At 59.8% G+C, this 16268-nt stretch carries 14 protein-coding genes; 2 read left to right on the forward strand and 12 right to left on the reverse strand.

Going from position 1 to position 16268, the window contains the following annotated elements; all coding sequences use genetic code 11:
- Positions 1-1458, forward strand: a 1458-nt coding sequence (locus VL598_RS16490; protein WP_325327798.1) for a sensor domain-containing diguanylate cyclase, incomplete at its 5' end; no start/stop codon positions are given.
- 152 nt (positions 1459-1610) lie between these two features.
- On the forward strand, positions 1611-2786 hold the full coding sequence (gene ydiK, locus VL598_RS16495) for an AI-2E family transporter YdiK (protein ID WP_325327799.1): 1176 nt from the start codon (positions 1611-1613) through the stop codon (positions 2784-2786).
- A gap of 39 nt (positions 2787-2825) precedes the next feature.
- Here ydiK and VL598_RS16500 read toward each other — a convergent pair whose 3' ends face one another.
- The 12 genes from VL598_RS16500 to VL598_RS16555 all read right to left on the reverse strand — a co-directional run bounded on the left by VL598_RS16500 (position 2826) and on the right by VL598_RS16555 (position 16268).
- Positions 2826-3863, reverse strand: a complete 1038-nt coding sequence (locus VL598_RS16500; RefSeq protein WP_325327800.1) for a hypothetical protein — start codon at positions 3861-3863, stop codon at positions 2826-2828.
- A 21-nt stretch (positions 3864-3884) separates the two neighbouring features.
- Entirely contained in the window at positions 3885-4139 is a 255-nt protein-coding gene (locus VL598_RS16505) for an RNA-binding protein (RefSeq protein ID WP_325327801.1), read from the reverse strand.
- A 22-nt stretch (positions 4140-4161) separates the two neighbouring features.
- On the reverse strand, positions 4162-4944 hold the full coding sequence (fabI, locus tag VL598_RS16510) for an enoyl-ACP reductase FabI (protein WP_325327802.1): 783 nt from the start codon (positions 4942-4944) through the stop codon (positions 4162-4164).
- Positions 4945-5051: 107 nt separating this feature from the next.
- Positions 5052-6257, reverse strand: a complete 1206-nt coding sequence (locus VL598_RS16515) for an acetate/propionate family kinase (protein WP_325327803.1) — start codon at positions 6255-6257, stop codon at positions 5052-5054.
- Positions 6258-6261: 4 nt separating this feature from the next.
- On the reverse strand, positions 6262-7200 hold the full coding sequence (locus tag VL598_RS16520; protein WP_325327804.1) for a phosphate acetyltransferase: 939 nt from the start codon (positions 7198-7200) through the stop codon (positions 6262-6264).
- 48 nt (positions 7201-7248) lie between these two features.
- Positions 7249-9576: a DUF3141 domain-containing protein gene (locus VL598_RS16525; RefSeq protein ID WP_325327805.1), complete on the reverse strand. Its 2328-nt coding sequence runs from the start codon at positions 9574-9576 to the stop codon at positions 7249-7251.
- Positions 9577-9894: 318 nt separating this feature from the next.
- Positions 9895-10323 (reverse strand): F0F1 ATP synthase subunit epsilon, encoded by a 429-nt coding sequence (locus VL598_RS16530; RefSeq protein WP_325327806.1) that lies wholly within the window; start codon positions 10321-10323, stop codon positions 9895-9897.
- 53 nt (positions 10324-10376) lie between these two features.
- Positions 10377-11246, reverse strand: a complete 870-nt coding sequence (atpG, locus tag VL598_RS16535; RefSeq protein ID WP_325327807.1) for a F0F1 ATP synthase subunit gamma — start codon at positions 11244-11246, stop codon at positions 10377-10379.
- Positions 11247-11286: 40 nt separating this feature from the next.
- Entirely contained in the window at positions 11287-11883 is a 597-nt protein-coding gene (locus VL598_RS16540; RefSeq protein ID WP_325327808.1) for a PqiC family protein, read from the reverse strand.
- On the reverse strand, positions 11883-13427 hold the full coding sequence (locus VL598_RS16545; RefSeq protein ID WP_325327832.1) for an intermembrane transport protein PqiB: 1545 nt from the start codon (positions 13425-13427) through the stop codon (positions 11883-11885). Before VL598_RS16545 ends, VL598_RS16540 begins: the two co-directional genes overlap by 1 nt.
- A gap of 61 nt (positions 13428-13488) precedes the next feature.
- Complete coding sequence (locus VL598_RS16550) at positions 13489-14784, reverse strand: paraquat-inducible protein A (protein WP_325327809.1); 1296 nt, start codon at positions 14782-14784, stop codon at positions 13489-13491.
- Entirely contained in the window at positions 14781-16268 is a 1488-nt protein-coding gene (locus tag VL598_RS16555) for an efflux transporter outer membrane subunit (RefSeq protein ID WP_325327810.1), read from the reverse strand. The genes VL598_RS16550 and VL598_RS16555 overlap by 4 nt, the downstream gene beginning before the upstream one ends.

Raw genomic sequence — 16268 nt, forward strand, 5'->3', positions numbered from 1 at the left:
TCGCCGGCACTGCTGATTTTGGTCGGCGTCGGCTTTGCCATCGCGATGCTGTTGGTCGCCGTAGCGATCTTGTACGGCGGTCGCGAGGATGCGATGCAGCACTCGACCGAGTGGTCGCGCAATACGCTGGTCGTGCTCGAACAGGATATCGATCATGACATCAAGCTGTGCGATTGGGCGCTCCAGGCTGTGATCCTCGATGTAGAACGCCCCGACGTGATGGCGTTGCCGCCGCGGCTCAAACGCACAATTTTGTTCGATCGCGCGACGATGTTGCCGTATTTGGAGGCCGTGTTTGTCACCGATGCGATCGGTCGCGTCGTGATCGATTCCCGTTCGGACGTGCCCACCGAGGCCAATTTGGCAGGTGAGGATTACTTCAGAATTCAGCGCGACAAGCCAGCGGGGGGCCTGTACGTCAGTGCGCCGCGAGCGTCGAAATGGGTGGGCGGCGAGACAGTGATCTTTCTGAGCCGCCGCATTACCGCCCCAAACGGTTCGTTCCTCGGCGTTGCTGCTGGAGCGGTCACCCTGGACCATTTTCAGCGGCTTTTTTCCGACTTGAAGATTGGCTCGCACGGGGCTGCGGCATTGATCCATACGGACGGCGTATTTGTGACGCACGTTCCGGACGACGCCCCCTTCGCCGGTCGTTCCATTCCGCGCTCAGGCCCCCTCGCAAGAATGATGCAGCGCTCTGAAGGGTCATTCATACAGGCCAGCGGGATCGACGGCGTCGTGCGCGCTTTCAACTTCAAACACCTGCCTGGGTTACCGCTCATTGCTCATGTTTCCCCAGCCTTGACCGACATCTATGCTCAGTGGAGCGCACGCGCGGTACGGGTCGCTTTGCTGATGGCCCTCATTTGCAGCGCCTTTATCGGCATCGTGGTGCTGCTGGTGCGAGCGCTTGGGGAAAAGGCACAAGCCGAATCCACATTACGCAAGCTCGCACAGACCGACGCGCTGACTGGATTGGCCAATCGCCGCACCTTGGATGAGATTCTTGAGCGCGAGTGGCAGCGCGCGGTTCGCACCGAGCGGCCACTCTCTCTTCTTTTTGTCGACCTCGATCATTTCAAGGCCTACAACGACCAATATGGTCATCCAGCCGGCGATGCGGTATTGGCAGCGGTCGGACGATGTCTTGCGGAACACGCCCGTCGACCGGGCGACGTCGTCGCACGCTACGGTGGCGAAGAGTTCGTCGCCGTACTGCCGGATACCGACAGCATGGGGGCGCTCTCCATTGCCGAAGCGTTGCGGGACGGCGTTGCGAAACTCGCCATCGAGCATCAAGGCAGCGAACAAGGTCACGTTACCGTCAGCATTGGCGCAGCAAGCTGGCAAGGGCTCATTGCGGACAGCGTCCATTCGGTGGTCAAAGCCGCCGATGAAGCGCTTTATCGTGCCAAAGCGGTTGGTCGAAATCGCGTGTTCGGGACAATACTGGCGTAGCACGAAAAGTCACCCGGGACAGATTCGTAGGCACAAGGTCCAATGGCGCTCTAAGGTGTGTATGGTAGCCTCCGATGAGGGTCGCCATGCCTCACACCTAACATCGAGGACCTCGCTCGCGTTGTCCCCCGATGCTTCCCAGGGAGCCACATATGGAGCCAGCGGGCTCACGCGGCGACACATCCGCGCAGCAAGACGAACCTCCACGTGCTGCGGCGGACTTGACGCGCATTGTGCTTGCCATCGGCACGCTGCTGCTGCTCATCGGAGGTAGCCTATATGTCCTGAAGCCGTTCGTACCCGCACTGATCTGGAGCGCGATGATCGTCGTCGCGACGTGGCCTGCGTTTATCGGCATGCAAAAGCGGCTCCGTGGCCGCCGTGCTGCCGCAGTGTTCGTGATGCTGCTCGTCCAGACGATTGTGGTTGTGATCCCCATCTATGCCGCCGTCTCTACGATCACTCACCATGCAATCGATATAACGCACTTCGTTTCCGGCCTGCCCAACTATGCGCTACCTTCGCCTCCGCATTGGTTAACCAGCATCCCCATCATCGGCACCCGCATCGCGGAACAATGGCAGTCGCTTTCCGACGCCGGGCCCGGCGGCGTTCTCGCGAAAATCCAACCGTATGCGACAACTGCGGCGCAATGGACGCTTGGGCGTGTCAGCCAACTGGGTCTGTTTCTGCTTTATATCCTGCTGACACTCATTCTCTGCGGCCTGCTCTATGCGAAAGGGGAAGCCGCCGCTTTGTTGGTGACGCGCCTCGCCGCACGCGTTGCCGGTTCAAACGGACCCGAGATCATTCATCTGATTGGCCAGTCGATTCGCGCCATTGCGCTCGGCGTCGTCGTGACGGCAATCATTCAAGCGTCGCTAGCCGAGCTGGGCGTCTGGGTGGCCGGCGTGCCATTTCCGGGTGTCATCGGCGCGATTATGCTTATTTTCTGCCTTGTTCAAATCGGGCCGCTATTGCCGCTACTCGGGTCTATTGCGTGGCTTTTCGTCAACGACTCGACGCTGGCTGGAACGTTGCTCATCATATGGACCGTTCCGGTCATCATGCTCGATAACGTGCTACGCCCGATACTCATCCGCCGTGCCATCAAGTTGCCGATGGTCATTATTCTGGCCGGCGTGTTCGGCGGTCTTGTTGCAATGGGCGTCGTCGGGCTTTTCATCGGACCTGTCGTCCTTGCCGTGACCTATCACTTGCTTCTCGCATGGATCGAGACGCCTGATGCTCCGCAAGACATACCGGCCCGACGCCCAGCTAGCGACCCCACTCGGGCAATTGAAACGCCGACGCACGAACACGATTGAGCACCGTCGCCCACAGTCGCCTGTTCAGTTCAATTCGGTTTAAATGAGCAGACGTCTGGCCTCGTCTTGAATGTTCACCGCAGGCAGCAAATCGCGCCGAGCGAAGCGCACAAGCGAAAACGCACGAACACCCTCACGACTCGCCGGCGTGCGAGCAATGCGAAATTCAACGTCGGCTCCGATCTCGGCAAGCTCGTCATCGTCCTCCACGACGACGTTCATCGCGTCGAGCCGCAGTTTCCTCCTCGTCACCCGCACGTACAAATCCGGATGGCCCATGACGTCGCAAATGACTCTCAGTTGTCGCTCGAGTGCATCCGTTTTCAGACCAAGACGCGCGAGGGCCCGTTCGTTTTCGTCGAGATCGGCGGCAAGCCTTGCGAGCTCAGCAACATCGACCGACGCCACGCCGCCGAACATCTGGGCCGTTCCCGCCCCGCGGCGCTCGAGCAATTGCCTGCGTGCCTTGAGCAATGCACGCTCCTGTTCGAGTACGTTGCGGCGCTCGGCATCGGCCTCGATTTTCGCCAGCCCCTCAAGCACAAGCTGCTCGACAACGCGCTGCACAATCGTGCAACGAAGCTCGGCGTCAGTCCTGCCGCAAGCACGCACCTGATGGTCGGCGAAACTAATGGTGATGCGCGCGACATCTGAGCGTGTCCTCGTGCCCTCTTGCTTCATTCCAAGCACCCGACGTTCGACCATTGCCATACCGAGCACGGCAAAGACTTCCGAAACATCCGGTTGCTCGTCGAAATATCGCCGCAATTCCGTTGAACGGCTCAGGATTTGAGCCACATCGTCGGGCGCACCAAAAAACGCGTGGATATACGGGTCCGTGCTCCATGCTGCCGCGCTCGCTTCACGTGCCGGCGGCACTGCTTTCACCAGCGCGTCGATATACGACAGTGCAACCTGCGCCGCTTGTGCCAGCTGCATCTCATATCCGTCGGCGAGCCGCACATGCGGACTGAGCTGAACGACGCGCTCCACGATCACGTCGGTCTGACCACGCTCACCCGCTTTCGCCGCGTTCGCTGCGCGGTTTCGACCCAACAACCAGTTGAGGATGCCCATGCGCGGCCCCCATCGATACCGTCAGCTTTCGCGGTCAGTGATGATCATGGCGCTCACTGTGCGGTTACGCCAAAAGAGGTTCTGAATGCGCGGCTGCAACATACGCAGCGCGTCACACTCAACGTCATTGAACGAAAGCAAGACGGCCGGCCGGGAGCCCGTGCCCGGTACACGCTTTATCGCGTCGAATGGCGGAAACCCATATTTGATCAGCAGCTCCCGGATGTCTTCATCGGAGGCATCGGCATCCACGTTTCCCAACATCAGATCAGCCATGATTCATGCTCCTTGATTCGCGCTAGGCCATGATGTTGACGCCGCCGTCAACGTACAGCGTCTCCCCGGAAAGACGACGAGCAAATGGCGTCGCCAAGAAAGCACAGGTGAAGCCGACATCCATGATGTCGACCAGCTCGCCAAGCGGCGCACGCTCTGCCGCTTCACTGAGCAGCAAATCGAAATCCTTTAATCCGGAGGCCGCGCGTGTGTTGAGCGGGCCCGGCGATATCGCATGCACGCGAATACGCTTCGGCCCGAGTTCGTAAGCGATGTAGCGCGTGCACGCTTCCAGCGCAGCCTTCACCGGTCCCATCAGGTTGTAATTGCGCACGACTTTGTTGGCGCCGTAATAGCTCATCGTCAGCATCGTGCCACCGTCGGTCATCAACGGCGCGGCGAGCCGCGCCATGCGCACGAATGAATGACAAGAAATGTCCATCGCCTGCGCGAAGCCTTCACTCGTCGAATTGAGCAAGCCGCCTTGCAGATCGCTCTTGGGAGCCCAGGCGATCGAATGCACGAGAATATCGAGCTTTCCCCACTCGCTGCCGATCCTTTCGAAAACCGCTTCGAGCTCGCCCTTTCGCGTCACGTCGAGTGGCATGAAGAGGCGTGCGTCGAGTGCAGTGGCCAACGGCTCCACGTAGGCTTTTGTCTTATCGTTCGGGTACGTAATGGCGACTTGCGCACCTAACTCGCGAAACGCTTTTGCGCAGCCGTAGGCGATCGAATATTCGTTCGCGATGCCCGTGACGAGCGCTTTCGCGTCCTTCAAGATGGGGCTGCGCAGTTCGGTGGCCATGGTAGCGCTCCTTTAGTCCAGTTTCATGTACGACGAGCCGGCCTGGTGAAGCAGCGTCGTTCGCAATGACAGCAGCCCGCGTCTGCGCTAGCGCACCATTTCGCCCATCAGCCGCGAGGCGTACCGCCGGCCCTAAAACCGCCGATCGTGGCCTGCGTATGGCGGGCGATCATCAGTTCTTCGTTGGTCGGAATCACCCACACGGACAACGGACTCGACGCGTCGCTGATACGGGGGCCGCCAGCCTCGTTGGCTGCCGCGTCGAGTTTCGCACCAAGCCATGCCGCATCACGCACCACCCGTTCCCGAATCGCAGACGAACGCTCGCCGATCCCTGCCGTGAATACCAATGCGTCGATGCCCTCCATCGCCGCCGAAAGCGAGCCCAACTCGCGCGCGATCCGGTAGGTGAACAAGTCGATTGCGAAGCGTGCATCGGCACTGTCGCTTGCCAGCAGCACGCGCATGTCGCTCGAAACCCCCGATACGCCGAGCAAACCCGATTGTCGATAAAGCAGATCTCCGATCGCGCGAGCGTTCATCTTCAATTCGTCCAGCAGATAAAGCACTATGCCCGGATCGATGTTTCCGCAGCGAGTGCCCATCGGCAGGCCATCCAGAGCCGTAAAGCCCATCGTGCTCGCAATGCTCTTGCCGGCGACAATCGCGCACATGCTGGCTCCGTTGCCAAGGTGTGCCACGACGGTACGTCCGGCTGCCGCGGACGCGTCGAAGTTCGGTAAGACGCTGGCGATGTACTCGTACGACAGGCCATGAAAGCCGTAACGGCGCACACCACGTGCGGTAATCGACGCGGGCAACGCATAAGCCTGTGCCGTTTCCGGCTGCGTACGATGAAACGCCGTATCGAAACACGCTACTTGTGCGATATCGGGCCGCAGTTGACTCACGATCTGAATCGGCGTCAAGTTGTGCGGCTGGTGCAACGGCGCGAGCGGCACCAGCTTCTCGAGTTCGCGGATGACCTCCGGTGTCACCTGCACGGGCCCAGCAAACGATTCGCCGCCATGCACAACACGGTGGCCGACCGCAACAAGGTGACGTTCCTCACGATGCGCCTTCAGAAATTCGGCGATGTGCTCGATCGCACCTCGGTGCCCAAGCTCGGCGCCTTGTGCCCACTCCGTCGTCTCGACGGTGCCAGCACGATCCGTCGCGGTGAAGCGCGCAGCGGTATAAAGCCCCTCCACTTGGCCGTACAACAGGCGATCCGAAATGGCGCCATGTGCATCGAACACGCTGAACTTGATGCTCGATGAACCCGCGTTCAGAACAAGGATGACGTCCGCCATAGCGCTACTCGACTGCTTTAGCGCTCTCGCGCCGCGCACGCGCGACGAGCATCGCGACTGCGCACGACGCGAGGCGCGTCGTCATCGAATCGGCACGACTCGTCAGAATGATCGGTACCCGTGCTCCGAGCACAATACCCGCCGCATCTGCGCGAGCGAGGAACGACAGGCTCTTGGCCAACATGTTGCCTGCCTCGAGATCCGGCACCAACAGCACATTGGCCCTTCCCGCAACGGGCGAATCAATGAGCTTGATCTTCGCCGCCTCAAGGCTGATTGCATTGTCCAATGCGAGCGGGCCGTCGACTAGCGCACCCATGATCTGATGACGATCCACCATCTTGCAGAGTGCGGCGGCCTCGACGGTCGACGGCACCTTAGGGTTCACCGTCTCCATCGCCGACAGAATCGCGACACGCACCTCCGGCATTTCCAGAGCATGGCCGAGGTCGATCGCGTTTTGCAAAATATCCACTTTTTCTTCGAGCGTCGGGGCGATATTGATGGCCGCATCGGTGATGATGAGTACTTGTTCGTGGCCAGGCACATCCATGACAAAGCAATGACTGATGCGTCGCGCTGTGCGCAAGCCGCCGTCCTTCTTGACGACTGCACCCATCAACTCGTCAGTGTGCAAGCTGCCCTTCATCAGAGCCTCAGCCTTCCCCTCGCGCACGAGTTGCACGGCTCTATCGGCAGCGGCCTGACTATAAGGGGCGTCGACGATCGGATAGTCGGCAATGGCAATATCGTGCTGTGCCGCAACCTCTTCGATACGTTTGCGCGGCCCCGTTAAAATCGGGGCGATCAACCCCAACCGTGTGGCTTCAACCACGCCTTCGAGTGAACTCTTGTCGCACGGATGAGCAACGGCCGTTGGCAGCGGCGGCAGGCTTTTGCAGCGCTCGATCAGCCGCTTGTACTTTGCATGTTTGGCTTCCATCGGCATTTCCCCTGTCGGACCGGACATCAAAGTCGTAGGATCGGCGTGTCACTGCGCCAGCGCTTCCGAAGGTTCTCCTCGCGCCGATTTAGGCACGAGCACACTGCGAATTCGGTCGAGCATCGTCAGCTGTTCGGGCGTCGGCTGATCCTGCTGCACACGCTCGTCACCCAGCAGCTTGTCAAATAACGTCAACAGCCTCCCACGATCACGCTTGTCGGCAAGCAGTGAAGGCAGCGTTTCGAGGGCTCGCTCCGGCTCGTAGACGGCAATGATCTCCTGCTCGCCTCGCACGCGCCGCCATTGATCCATGGGCAGCTTAGGCACGTAGTCACCATACGATTTCAAGAGCTCTTCGCGCAATGTGAGGCGAGCGAGCGGCAAAGGCTCCCCCTTGCGTGAAAGCAGGAAAGCCACACGAGCCAGCGCTTCTGTGTACCCCCCCTCTTCCATCGAAGCCAGCGCTTCCTTCACGAAGGGAAGTTCACGCGAATCGGCGCCCGTCAGCTGCTTCTTTTCTCGATCGGAGTGGCGGTCAGCCAGATAGAGCGAAAACATATTGGCGTAGATGTTGAAAAAGAGCGATTCTGTCCACGCATCACGTGTGGCGCGGAAGTAGTCGAGCGATGCGCTGATCAGATCCGATACCGACTGCTCGCCTTTGCGTAACGGATGGTTCGGCGCCAGTGGCTTGCGATTGTTCTTTACCGCGCGCGCTGCGCTCGCAAGCCACGCCAACCACGGATTCAGGGCCGAGAACGCCCACCGCTGCGCACGCAGCGGGTGAAATTCGCGCAGGATACGCGCCGTCATTTCATTGGACATCGCCTGAACGAACGGCTGCAGAAAAAGCTCGTACGCACGATAGTTGAACTCGGAAATCTCCTCGACCGCCTCGAATGGCTTTTCGTCCGCGCGCTCGAACCGATTGATGCGGGCCGCCACGTCCTCGAGCCGCAATTCGCGCAGCTCGACGTCGTATTCGACGGTACCGTCCTTCGGCTTGCTGTCGGAGATCGACATTCCGTACAACCCGGGCGCGAGTGTCTCAATCGTCTGCAGCACATTGACGATCTGTGCGTGCTCCTTCTTGGCGACCTTACCTGAAACGAAGATGCCGAGATGACCGATCTCCCGATGCATCAACCCGACGATCACTTGGCCGCGCGACTTGATTTCCTCTGTACTTCCGTACAGATCGGCGACCCAGTTAAAGGCCTGCTGGGGTGGCGTGATGTTGTCGCCCATCGAGGCGAAGAGGATGATCGGCGATCTAATCTCGCGAAGATCGAACGGCTTCCCCCCGATGCCTTTGACTTCACCAGACCACAGCTTGTTGCCGATGAAAAGGTTGCGCGTAATCCACTCGATTTCCTCGCGATTCATCAGGTAGTAGCCACCCCACCAACGTTCGAACTCGAGGAAGCGCGGCGGTTCGGTGTCGATGTTCGCGTAGAGATGCCGGTATTTGTCCCAAAACGTGTTGGCAGGATTGAGGTTCTCGAAGTTCTGCACGAGGTGTGCGCCATCGAATCTCCCGTTACCGAGATCAGCCGTTAACGATGCCAGCCATGTGCCGCCGAGAATCCCCCCGGCATAACGCATCGGGTTATCGCCTTCTCCCTCGGCCCATGCGCCACTCCAATATGACATCGGTGCCCCGTTGATCACGACAGGCCCCGTATCGTCCGAGTCCGAGGAGGCGAGCATCATCGCGGCCCAACCGCCCTGGCAGTTGCCTATGATCGCCGGCTTCGGGCTTCCTGGATGCAGCTCGCGCACCTTCTTCACGAACTTCTGCTCCGCTGCACAGACATCGAGGAGCGTCTGCCCCGGCTCAGGATCGCGAAAGAACACGACGAAGTAGACAGGGTGGCCGGCCCGCAGCGCAACGCCAACTTGTGAATCGTCCTTGAACCCGCCGATGCCAGGACCGTGCCCCGCACGCGGATCGATGATGACGTAGGGCCGTTTCGCCGCATCGACGATCACACCCTGAGGAGGCTTGATTTCCAACAGCGCGTAGTTCACCGACCGCTCGAACTTCCTGGCATCGAGAACGATCTCGTAGTCGAAATGCAGTACCGGCTTGAATCCCTGAGCTGAAAGCTCGACATATTCGTCACCGCGCTTGCACAACGTGTCCCAGAAAAGGATGGAACGCTGCAGGGTATCGACCGCGTACTGCCATGCTGCCCATGGGTTAAAAGCAGAAACTATCGAAGGCATCAATGCGACGGCGCCTTCTTCGCCGCCGCATGCCGCCCGCACTCGCTGCCTCAGTTCGTTGTTCGCATGGTCGCTGCGCCGTCGCGCGAGCCTCGCAATCTTTTCGCTGATCTCGTGGCTGCGCGCAAGCTGAGTTCCTGCATCCATGTCGTACACCTCGGAAATGAACGATCCGTCGCGCAACGAACACACCCCGCCTCCCTCGCACGATATGGGCGGGCTGTTACAAACAGTCCATTCTGCGCCGTCTTCCCGCAGTACTTCGATTGAAAGCGGTGGCCCAACCCATCGGCTTATCGCGAGGAGCCGCGATATCCAATGTTTCGAGCCAATTCCGCCATGTTGTCGAACGCGGAGTGGGCGAACAATAAGACTAAAGTCCTACACTTCGCCGCTTATCTTATGAGTGGTCCGGTCTCTCGAAAGAGATGCCGCATGACGGCCCGTTCGACATGGGCCGCTGCACTACCGGCCGCGGCGCAGCTTGGCAATCGCATGCAGTTGCGCCACGGCGGTAGCCAACTCCGCCTGCGCTTTCGCATAATCCAGCTTGGATCCTCGATTCAAGAGCATTTCCTCCGCCTGCTGTTTGGCCTTGTTTGCCCGTGCTTCATCCAGATCCCGGCCGCGTATTGCGGTTTCCGCCAGCACGGTGACTTCATGAGGCTGCACTTCCAGAATCCCGCCCGCGACAAAGACCATCTCGTCCTCATCGCTTCCGACCGTCTTGATGCGAACGGCGCCCGGCCGAATGCGGGTAATGAGGGGAGCGTGTTGCGGATAGATGCCGAGCTCGCCCGATTCGCCCGGCAGAGCGACGAAGGTCGCTTCGCCATCGAAAATTTCTTCCTCGGCGGAAACGACGTACACGTGGATCGTGTGGTCGGTTGCCATTGCAGTTCCTCATGAATTGCGCAATTGCGCGCTGTCGCTGTCTTGAGGTTGTCTCACACGGCGGCGGCACCCGAGACAATCTCCGAGATTTCCGTGGTGATGGCGGCTTGACGGCGCTTGTTATAGAGCGTCCGAAGCTCGTCGATTACAGTTTGTGCATTGTCGGATGCCGCCTTCATCGCCATTCTTCGTGCCGCCTGCTCGGAAGCCTGATTTTCCGCCACGCTCTGATAAATCAGCGCCTCGACATAGCGCAGAACCAGCTCGTCGATGACCGTTCGCGCATCCGGTTCATAGATGTAATCCCAACCGTATTCCCGCTTTTCAGTCTCCAGCCGTTCGACGGTGAGGGGCAAGAGTTGCTCCATGACGCACTCTTGTGACATGACGTTCACGAAGCGCGTGTAAAAAATGAAAACCGCATCGAGTTTGTGATCCTGATATTCATCGAGTAACACCTTCACTGGCCCGATCAGCCTGGCGAGGTGAGGCGTATCGCCCAACTGCACCGCATGGGAGACGACTGTCGCGCCGACGCGATTGAGGAACCCAAGCCCGTAGCCACCGATCGCTACCATGTCAGTGTCGACGCCTTCGGCTTGCAGATCTCGGATCTTGCGCATCATGAGCCGCAATAGGCTCACGTTCATGCCGCCGCATAAGCCCTTATCGGTCGTCACCACGATCATGCCTACGCGCTTCGCGTCGTGCCGTTCAACAAGCAGCGGATGCGCGTACTCGGGGTTCGCCTGCGCGAGATGCGCAGCGATGTTGCGGATACGCATGCCAAAGGGCCGTGCGGCGCGCATTCGCTGCTGCGATTTGCGCATCTTGGAGGCTGCGACCATTTCCATTGCCTTGGTGATTTTTCGCGTGTTCTCGATACTAGCCATCTTCACGCGTATTTCCTTTCCAGACGGCATGATGAATGTTCCTCCGTTCTCACTGCAGTGCCGACGCGCATCACTTCGCCAAATTGTTGTGGATAGCGGATGCAATGTCTCGGCTCACAGAGGCGAGTGCACGGTTATGCGCCGCGACGATTGCGTCGTAGCCGGCGCCCTTCGCCGCCTCGTGCACGAGCGAGCGCCCTTCCAATATCGGCCGCTTTTCCGGCGGCCATACGGTCCACAATGCTTCGATTTCGACTGAATCGCCCAAGGTCGCATCGAAACGCATGACATCGACGCGTACGCGCCAAAGCTGGGAACTATCCGCGCCGACATCGAACACCGTTACGTACTCCGTCCCCAACAGCACACCGATATCACCCGCAATTACGCGCGCGATGTCGCCTTTGAGCGGCTCGGCCCACCGTGAGAACTCATCGACCTTCACCTCGTTTCCTTCTCGGCGTGTCACTATTTGAGGCCGGTCGATAAGATCGGGCACCGTCACAGGATTGACCACGACACGCATCGGCGTAGCGGCCGCATCAGCCGTCCTCGTGAGTCCCGGGTCCGTGCTCAACGTATAAAAGTTCGACGGCTTCGAGCTGCCGCACGCTGTCACGGTTGCGACCGCCATCATCGCCGCAACTCTCGCTAGGATGGTTCTCATCACCGCCCCTCTCCCTTGCCCCGCACGATTGCTTCGGGGTGCCGTTCCAGATAATCAGCAAGCGTACGAAGTGCCGCTGCCGTACGGGCAAGTTCCCGTAAGGCGTCGTTCGTGTTTTGATTCAATGCGGAGTCGGGCTTCAGCGCGTCGTTAGCCGAATCCAATGCAGTATGTGCCGCGACCAGGGTATCGCGTGCCTGCGGCGTGACCTCCTTGTCGAGGCGAGTGAGTAACGCATTGGCCGCCGCAAGCGTCTGTCGAGCGTCGTTGCCTATCGCCTCGAACGGAATCCCGTTGAGTTTGGTAACTAGGCGCGATATGGAGTCCTGAAGCGACTGCAGCGGGCTTGCAACCGACGGCAGTTCCGGGGGGGTCGCCGCCCAATTGATCTCTGCCTTGGGCGCGTCGGAAAAGAAATCGGCAGCCACGAAGAGTTGACCGGTGAGCAGGTTGCCGGTTCTCAACTGAAATCGAAGTCCCCGACTGACGAGAAAGTTGGCCATCGCCTTCGGGTCTTGGGTGAGCCTTCCTCCTCCCCCTGCGCCGCGCTCGTAGCGCGAAGTAAATCGTTCGGGGTAGAGATTGATTTCGACTGGGATGCTGAACTGCCGCGTTTTCGGATCGAATCGCGTATAGATGGCCGTCACTTCGCCAATGACAATACCGCGGAAGTCAACGGGCGCTCCGATTGCAAGGCCACGCACCGATCCCGCAAAGTTCACCACGTATTTGTCGACAATGCGGTCGTGACGCTGCATCGCCTCCGACCGGTTCTCAAACAACGTAAATGACGTATGCTCTGCCGCTGCGGTCTGTTGAAGCGACTCCGATGGCGTCTCAAATGCAATGCCGCCGATAACGATCGACACGACCGATTGCGATTCGACCCGGATGCCGTTGGTGTCCACCGTGACATCAAAGCCACTCGCATGCCAAAACCGCGAATCTGACTGCACGAACCTGTCGTACGGCGCATTGATGAATGCTCGCAGCGTCACGCCTTTGCCGTCCGGGTCCAGTGAGTACGCCGATATCTGTCCCACTTGGAGCCTGCGGAAATAGACCGGTGCGCCGACATCGAGCGAACCAAGATCTGCGCTCTTTAAGACAAACTCTCGCCCTGGGTTGTCACTGGCAAAAACCGGCGGAGTTTCGAGGCCGGTAAATTGCCGGCGCGGTTTCGTTGCGCTCCCGACATCGACTCCGATGTACGAGCCCGACAAGAGGGTGCCCAACCCCGACACAGTACCTCCCGATATACGCGGCCGCACGACCCAGAAACGCGTGTCATCGACAAGCAGCTTCGCCGCATCTTTCGAAACGTCCGCAGTCGCCGTCACACGGGCATGGTCAGCCGACAGCGCGACTGACTTGACGACCCCAATATCGACATCCTTGAACTTCAGTTTCGTCTTGCCCGCTTCAAGCCCTTCGCCGGTTTTGAAACTGATCGTGATGGTCGGCCCCTGCTCCAGGATCGCTTTGACGGCAAGCCACCCCCCAATCAGCAAGGCGACGATCGGCACCAGCCAAATGAGTTGCATGCGCGACGACGACCGGCCAACGGGCACGGCTTCCGGCAACTCGTCAGACTCGCTCTTACGTTCATTTTCGGGCACGATCGTCCTCCATGGCGTCCCAGATCAGACGAGGGTCGAACTTCAGCGCAGCGAACATCGTCAGGACGACGACAGCCCCAAACGCAATCGCAGCGGGTCCGGCTTTAATGGTCGCCAGCGCTCGAAACTGCACCAGGGCAACCAACATCGTGATCACGTAAATATCGAGCATCGACCAACGTCCGACGAACTCGACGACGCGGTAGATGCGTGCGCGCTGCATGAATGGCCAATGAAAACGGTGAAACTGCACGGATATCGCCAGATAGCTGAGCGCGAGGATCTTCAGCATGGGCACGGCGATGCTCGCGATGAAAACGACGATGGCGAGCGGTTCGGAACCGGAAACCCACAAGTAGACAACCCCGCTCAGGATCGTGTCCTTCTGCGCCCCGAACAGCGAACTCGTGTACATGACGGGCAGTACGTTTGCCGGAATGTAGAGGAGTGCTGCGGCGAATATCAGCGCCCATGTTTGGGACAGACTATTGGGCACGCGCGTGTGCATCGGGGAGCCGCAACGAGGACAAACGACATCGTGAGCGTGGGCGGGCATGCGCGCGACCAACCCACAGGCATGACATGACACGAGTCCCGCTTGCGCGGCTGTGACGGCACCGTGCGGCATGGAGAGTGGCAAGCCGTCGGATTCACCGGTCGCGCGCAAGTCCGCAATGCGCGCCCATAGTTTTCGGGTATCGAACGCCGCACTCGCGGCGGCCAGAACGACCATCAGCGCACCGAATGTCCATAGGGATACGTCGAGCACGACGCTCGCGATATGAGCCAGCTTCACGAGGGCCACCAGGAGACCGAGGATCAGCACCTCGGTCATTCCCCAAGGGACGGTACGACGCCACAAGCGAAATGCCGATGGCACCGCCCACGGTACGTGGCCAAGACGCAGCGGCACCAGCATCCACAGTAGGGCCGCAACTTGCAGTACGGGAACGAGGACCGTCGTAATGAATACGAGCGCCGCCAGCGGCCACATGCCGTCGAGATACAGGATGCGCACCGCCCCGATTAGCGTCGTCTGGACGACCGTGCCGTTCACAGAGAGGCCTACGATCGGAAAAACATTGGACACGACGAGCAGCACGAGCGACGCGAGCGCGAGGGCCAATGAGCGATCGAGGCTGTGAGGATGATTACGGTATAGCTCCGCCTTGCAGCGTCTGCACCGCAGGACGCCCCCTAGCGGGACGCTCGCTTGCCGTTGCAGCAAGTCGCATTCGTGGCAGGCGATCGGCGCGTGTCCGTTCGGGGTGTCGTGATTCATGGCGTCGCCCGCGCAACGGGTTGGGCCTGCTGCACCGACGGACGGCTAGCCGCTTCCTGCGGCGGCGCCGTCATCGTTTCCGCCTTGCCGACCCACGGCCCACCCAATGCCACATACAGGTTGACCATCGCAGTCAGGGTTGTTCCCTTCAGCTGCGCGTAGGTGAGCTGCGCATTGAACAGACTGCGCTCCGAGTCCAGGACGTCGATATAGCTCGTGTAACCGCCCTCATAACGCATTCTTGCCAATCGCGCATAGATGACGAGCGCGTCTACCTGCTTGCCCTGCGCTTGCAGCTGTTCTCGCGACTTCTGCAGCACGATGAATGCATCGGCGACCTGCTGGTACGCCTGTTCAATAGCCTTTTCGTAAGCAAACAGCGCCTCCAGTCGCCTTGCGTCTGCCTGGCGATTCTGTCCCGTGATGTTGCCGCCTGTGAAGATCGGTATTGAGACCGCTCCGGCGTATGACCACACGCGAGCAGGCCCGGTGAACATATTGGAAAACTGTGCACTCATGGTGCCGAACAGCCCCGACAATGAAATCGTCGGGAAGTACAGCGCGCGAGCGGCGCCGACAAGCGCGTTTTGGGCGACCAGATTCTCTTCCGCCTGACGTAAATCCGGTCTGTTATCAAGCAAAGCCGCCGGTAGGCTGGTGCTTGGCAGTTCGGGGATGCCGAGCTCGGACAGGCTTCGCCCGCGAGCGATGGGTTCCGGGTTGCGGCCCAGCAATACGGAAAGTGCATCCTCTTGCTGTGCGACCTGAGCTTCAACCTGCGGGATGGTCGCCAACGCGGCCTGGTATTCGGACTCGCTCTGCGCGAGTTCCATTTGAGAGACCTCGCCGTACTTGAAGCGCAGCGTGAACACATTGACAGATTCGGCACGGCTAGCCGCGGTCGACTTTGCGATGTCGAGCTGCTGATCGAGACTGCGCAAGTTGATGTAGGACGAAGCGACCGCTGCCACCAACGTCACAATCGTGGCACGACGCGCCTCCTCGCTCGCCAGTAGGCCCGCGCGCGCCGCTTCGGTTTGGCGCCGATACTGACCGAAGAGGTCGATATTCCAAAACGCGGAAATATCCGCCTGGAATTGGTTGTACGTTAGCCCCCCGGCCGGAAAGGGCACCGGCGTGCTCCCCGACGCACGCTGGCGGGACGGATCGAATCCCGCACTGAGTTGCGGAAATAACGCGGAGCGCGTGCTGATGAACTGCCCGCGAAACTCTTCAACACGCGCCGCCGCAACCATGAGGTCCTTGTTATCCGCGAGCGCAGTCGCGATCAGGTTGTCAAGCACCGGATCCTGAAACTGCTTCCACCATGCCTTGTCAGCAGCCTCATTCACGGACATGTCCTCGAAACGGTACTTTTCCGGTATGTCGACTTTCGGCCTGACGTAGTCAGGGCCGAGCAGGCAGCCCGCCAACATCAGGACCGCGAACGGTGCAACAGAGCGCGCAATCGCTGTGGGCAGCAT

The sequence above is a fragment of the Trinickia sp. genome (assembly GCF_035492435.1).
In the GTDB taxonomy this organism is placed as follows: domain Bacteria; phylum Pseudomonadota; class Gammaproteobacteria; order Burkholderiales; family Burkholderiaceae; genus Trinickia.

Bases quoted from the DNA above. Each gene is read 5' to 3' on its own strand.
- ydiK (WP_325327799.1), top strand. From the start codon at position 1,611: ATGGAGCCAGCGGGCTCACGCGGCGACACATCCGCGCAGCAAGACGAA.
- VL598_RS16500 (WP_325327800.1), bottom strand. From the start codon at position 3,863: ATGGGCATCCTCAACTGGTTGTTGGGTCGAAACCGCGCAGCGAACGCG.
- VL598_RS16505 (WP_325327801.1), bottom strand. From the start codon at position 4,139: ATGGCTGATCTGATGTTGGGAAACGTGGATGCCGATGCCTCCGATGAA.
- fabI (WP_325327802.1), bottom strand. From the start codon at position 4,944: ATGGCCACCGAACTGCGCAGCCCCATCTTGAAGGACGCGAAAGCGCTC.
- VL598_RS16515 (WP_325327803.1), bottom strand. From the start codon at position 6,257: ATGGCGGACGTCATCCTTGTTCTGAACGCGGGTTCATCGAGCATCAAG.
- VL598_RS16520 (WP_325327804.1), bottom strand. From the start codon at position 7,200: ATGGAAGCCAAACATGCAAAGTACAAGCGGCTGATCGAGCGCTGCAAA.
- VL598_RS16525 (WP_325327805.1), bottom strand. From the start codon at position 9,576: ATGGATGCAGGAACTCAGCTTGCGCGCAGCCACGAGATCAGCGAAAAG.
- VL598_RS16530 (WP_325327806.1), bottom strand. From the start codon at position 10,323: ATGGCAACCGACCACACGATCCACGTGTACGTCGTTTCCGCCGAGGAA.
- atpG (WP_325327807.1), bottom strand. From the start codon at position 11,246: ATGCCGTCTGGAAAGGAAATACGCGTGAAGATGGCTAGTATCGAGAAC.
- VL598_RS16540 (WP_325327808.1), bottom strand. From the start codon at position 11,883: ATGAGAACCATCCTAGCGAGAGTTGCGGCGATGATGGCGGTCGCAACC.
- VL598_RS16545 (WP_325327832.1), bottom strand. From the start codon at position 13,427: ATGCAACTCATTTGGCTGGTGCCGATCGTCGCCTTGCTGATTGGGGGG.
- VL598_RS16550 (WP_325327809.1), bottom strand. From the start codon at position 14,784: ATGAATCACGACACCCCGAACGGACACGCGCCGATCGCCTGCCACGAA.
- VL598_RS16555 (WP_325327810.1), bottom strand. From the start codon at position 16,268: ATGCTGCCCACAGCGATTGCGCGCTCTGTTGCACCGTTCGCGGTCCTG.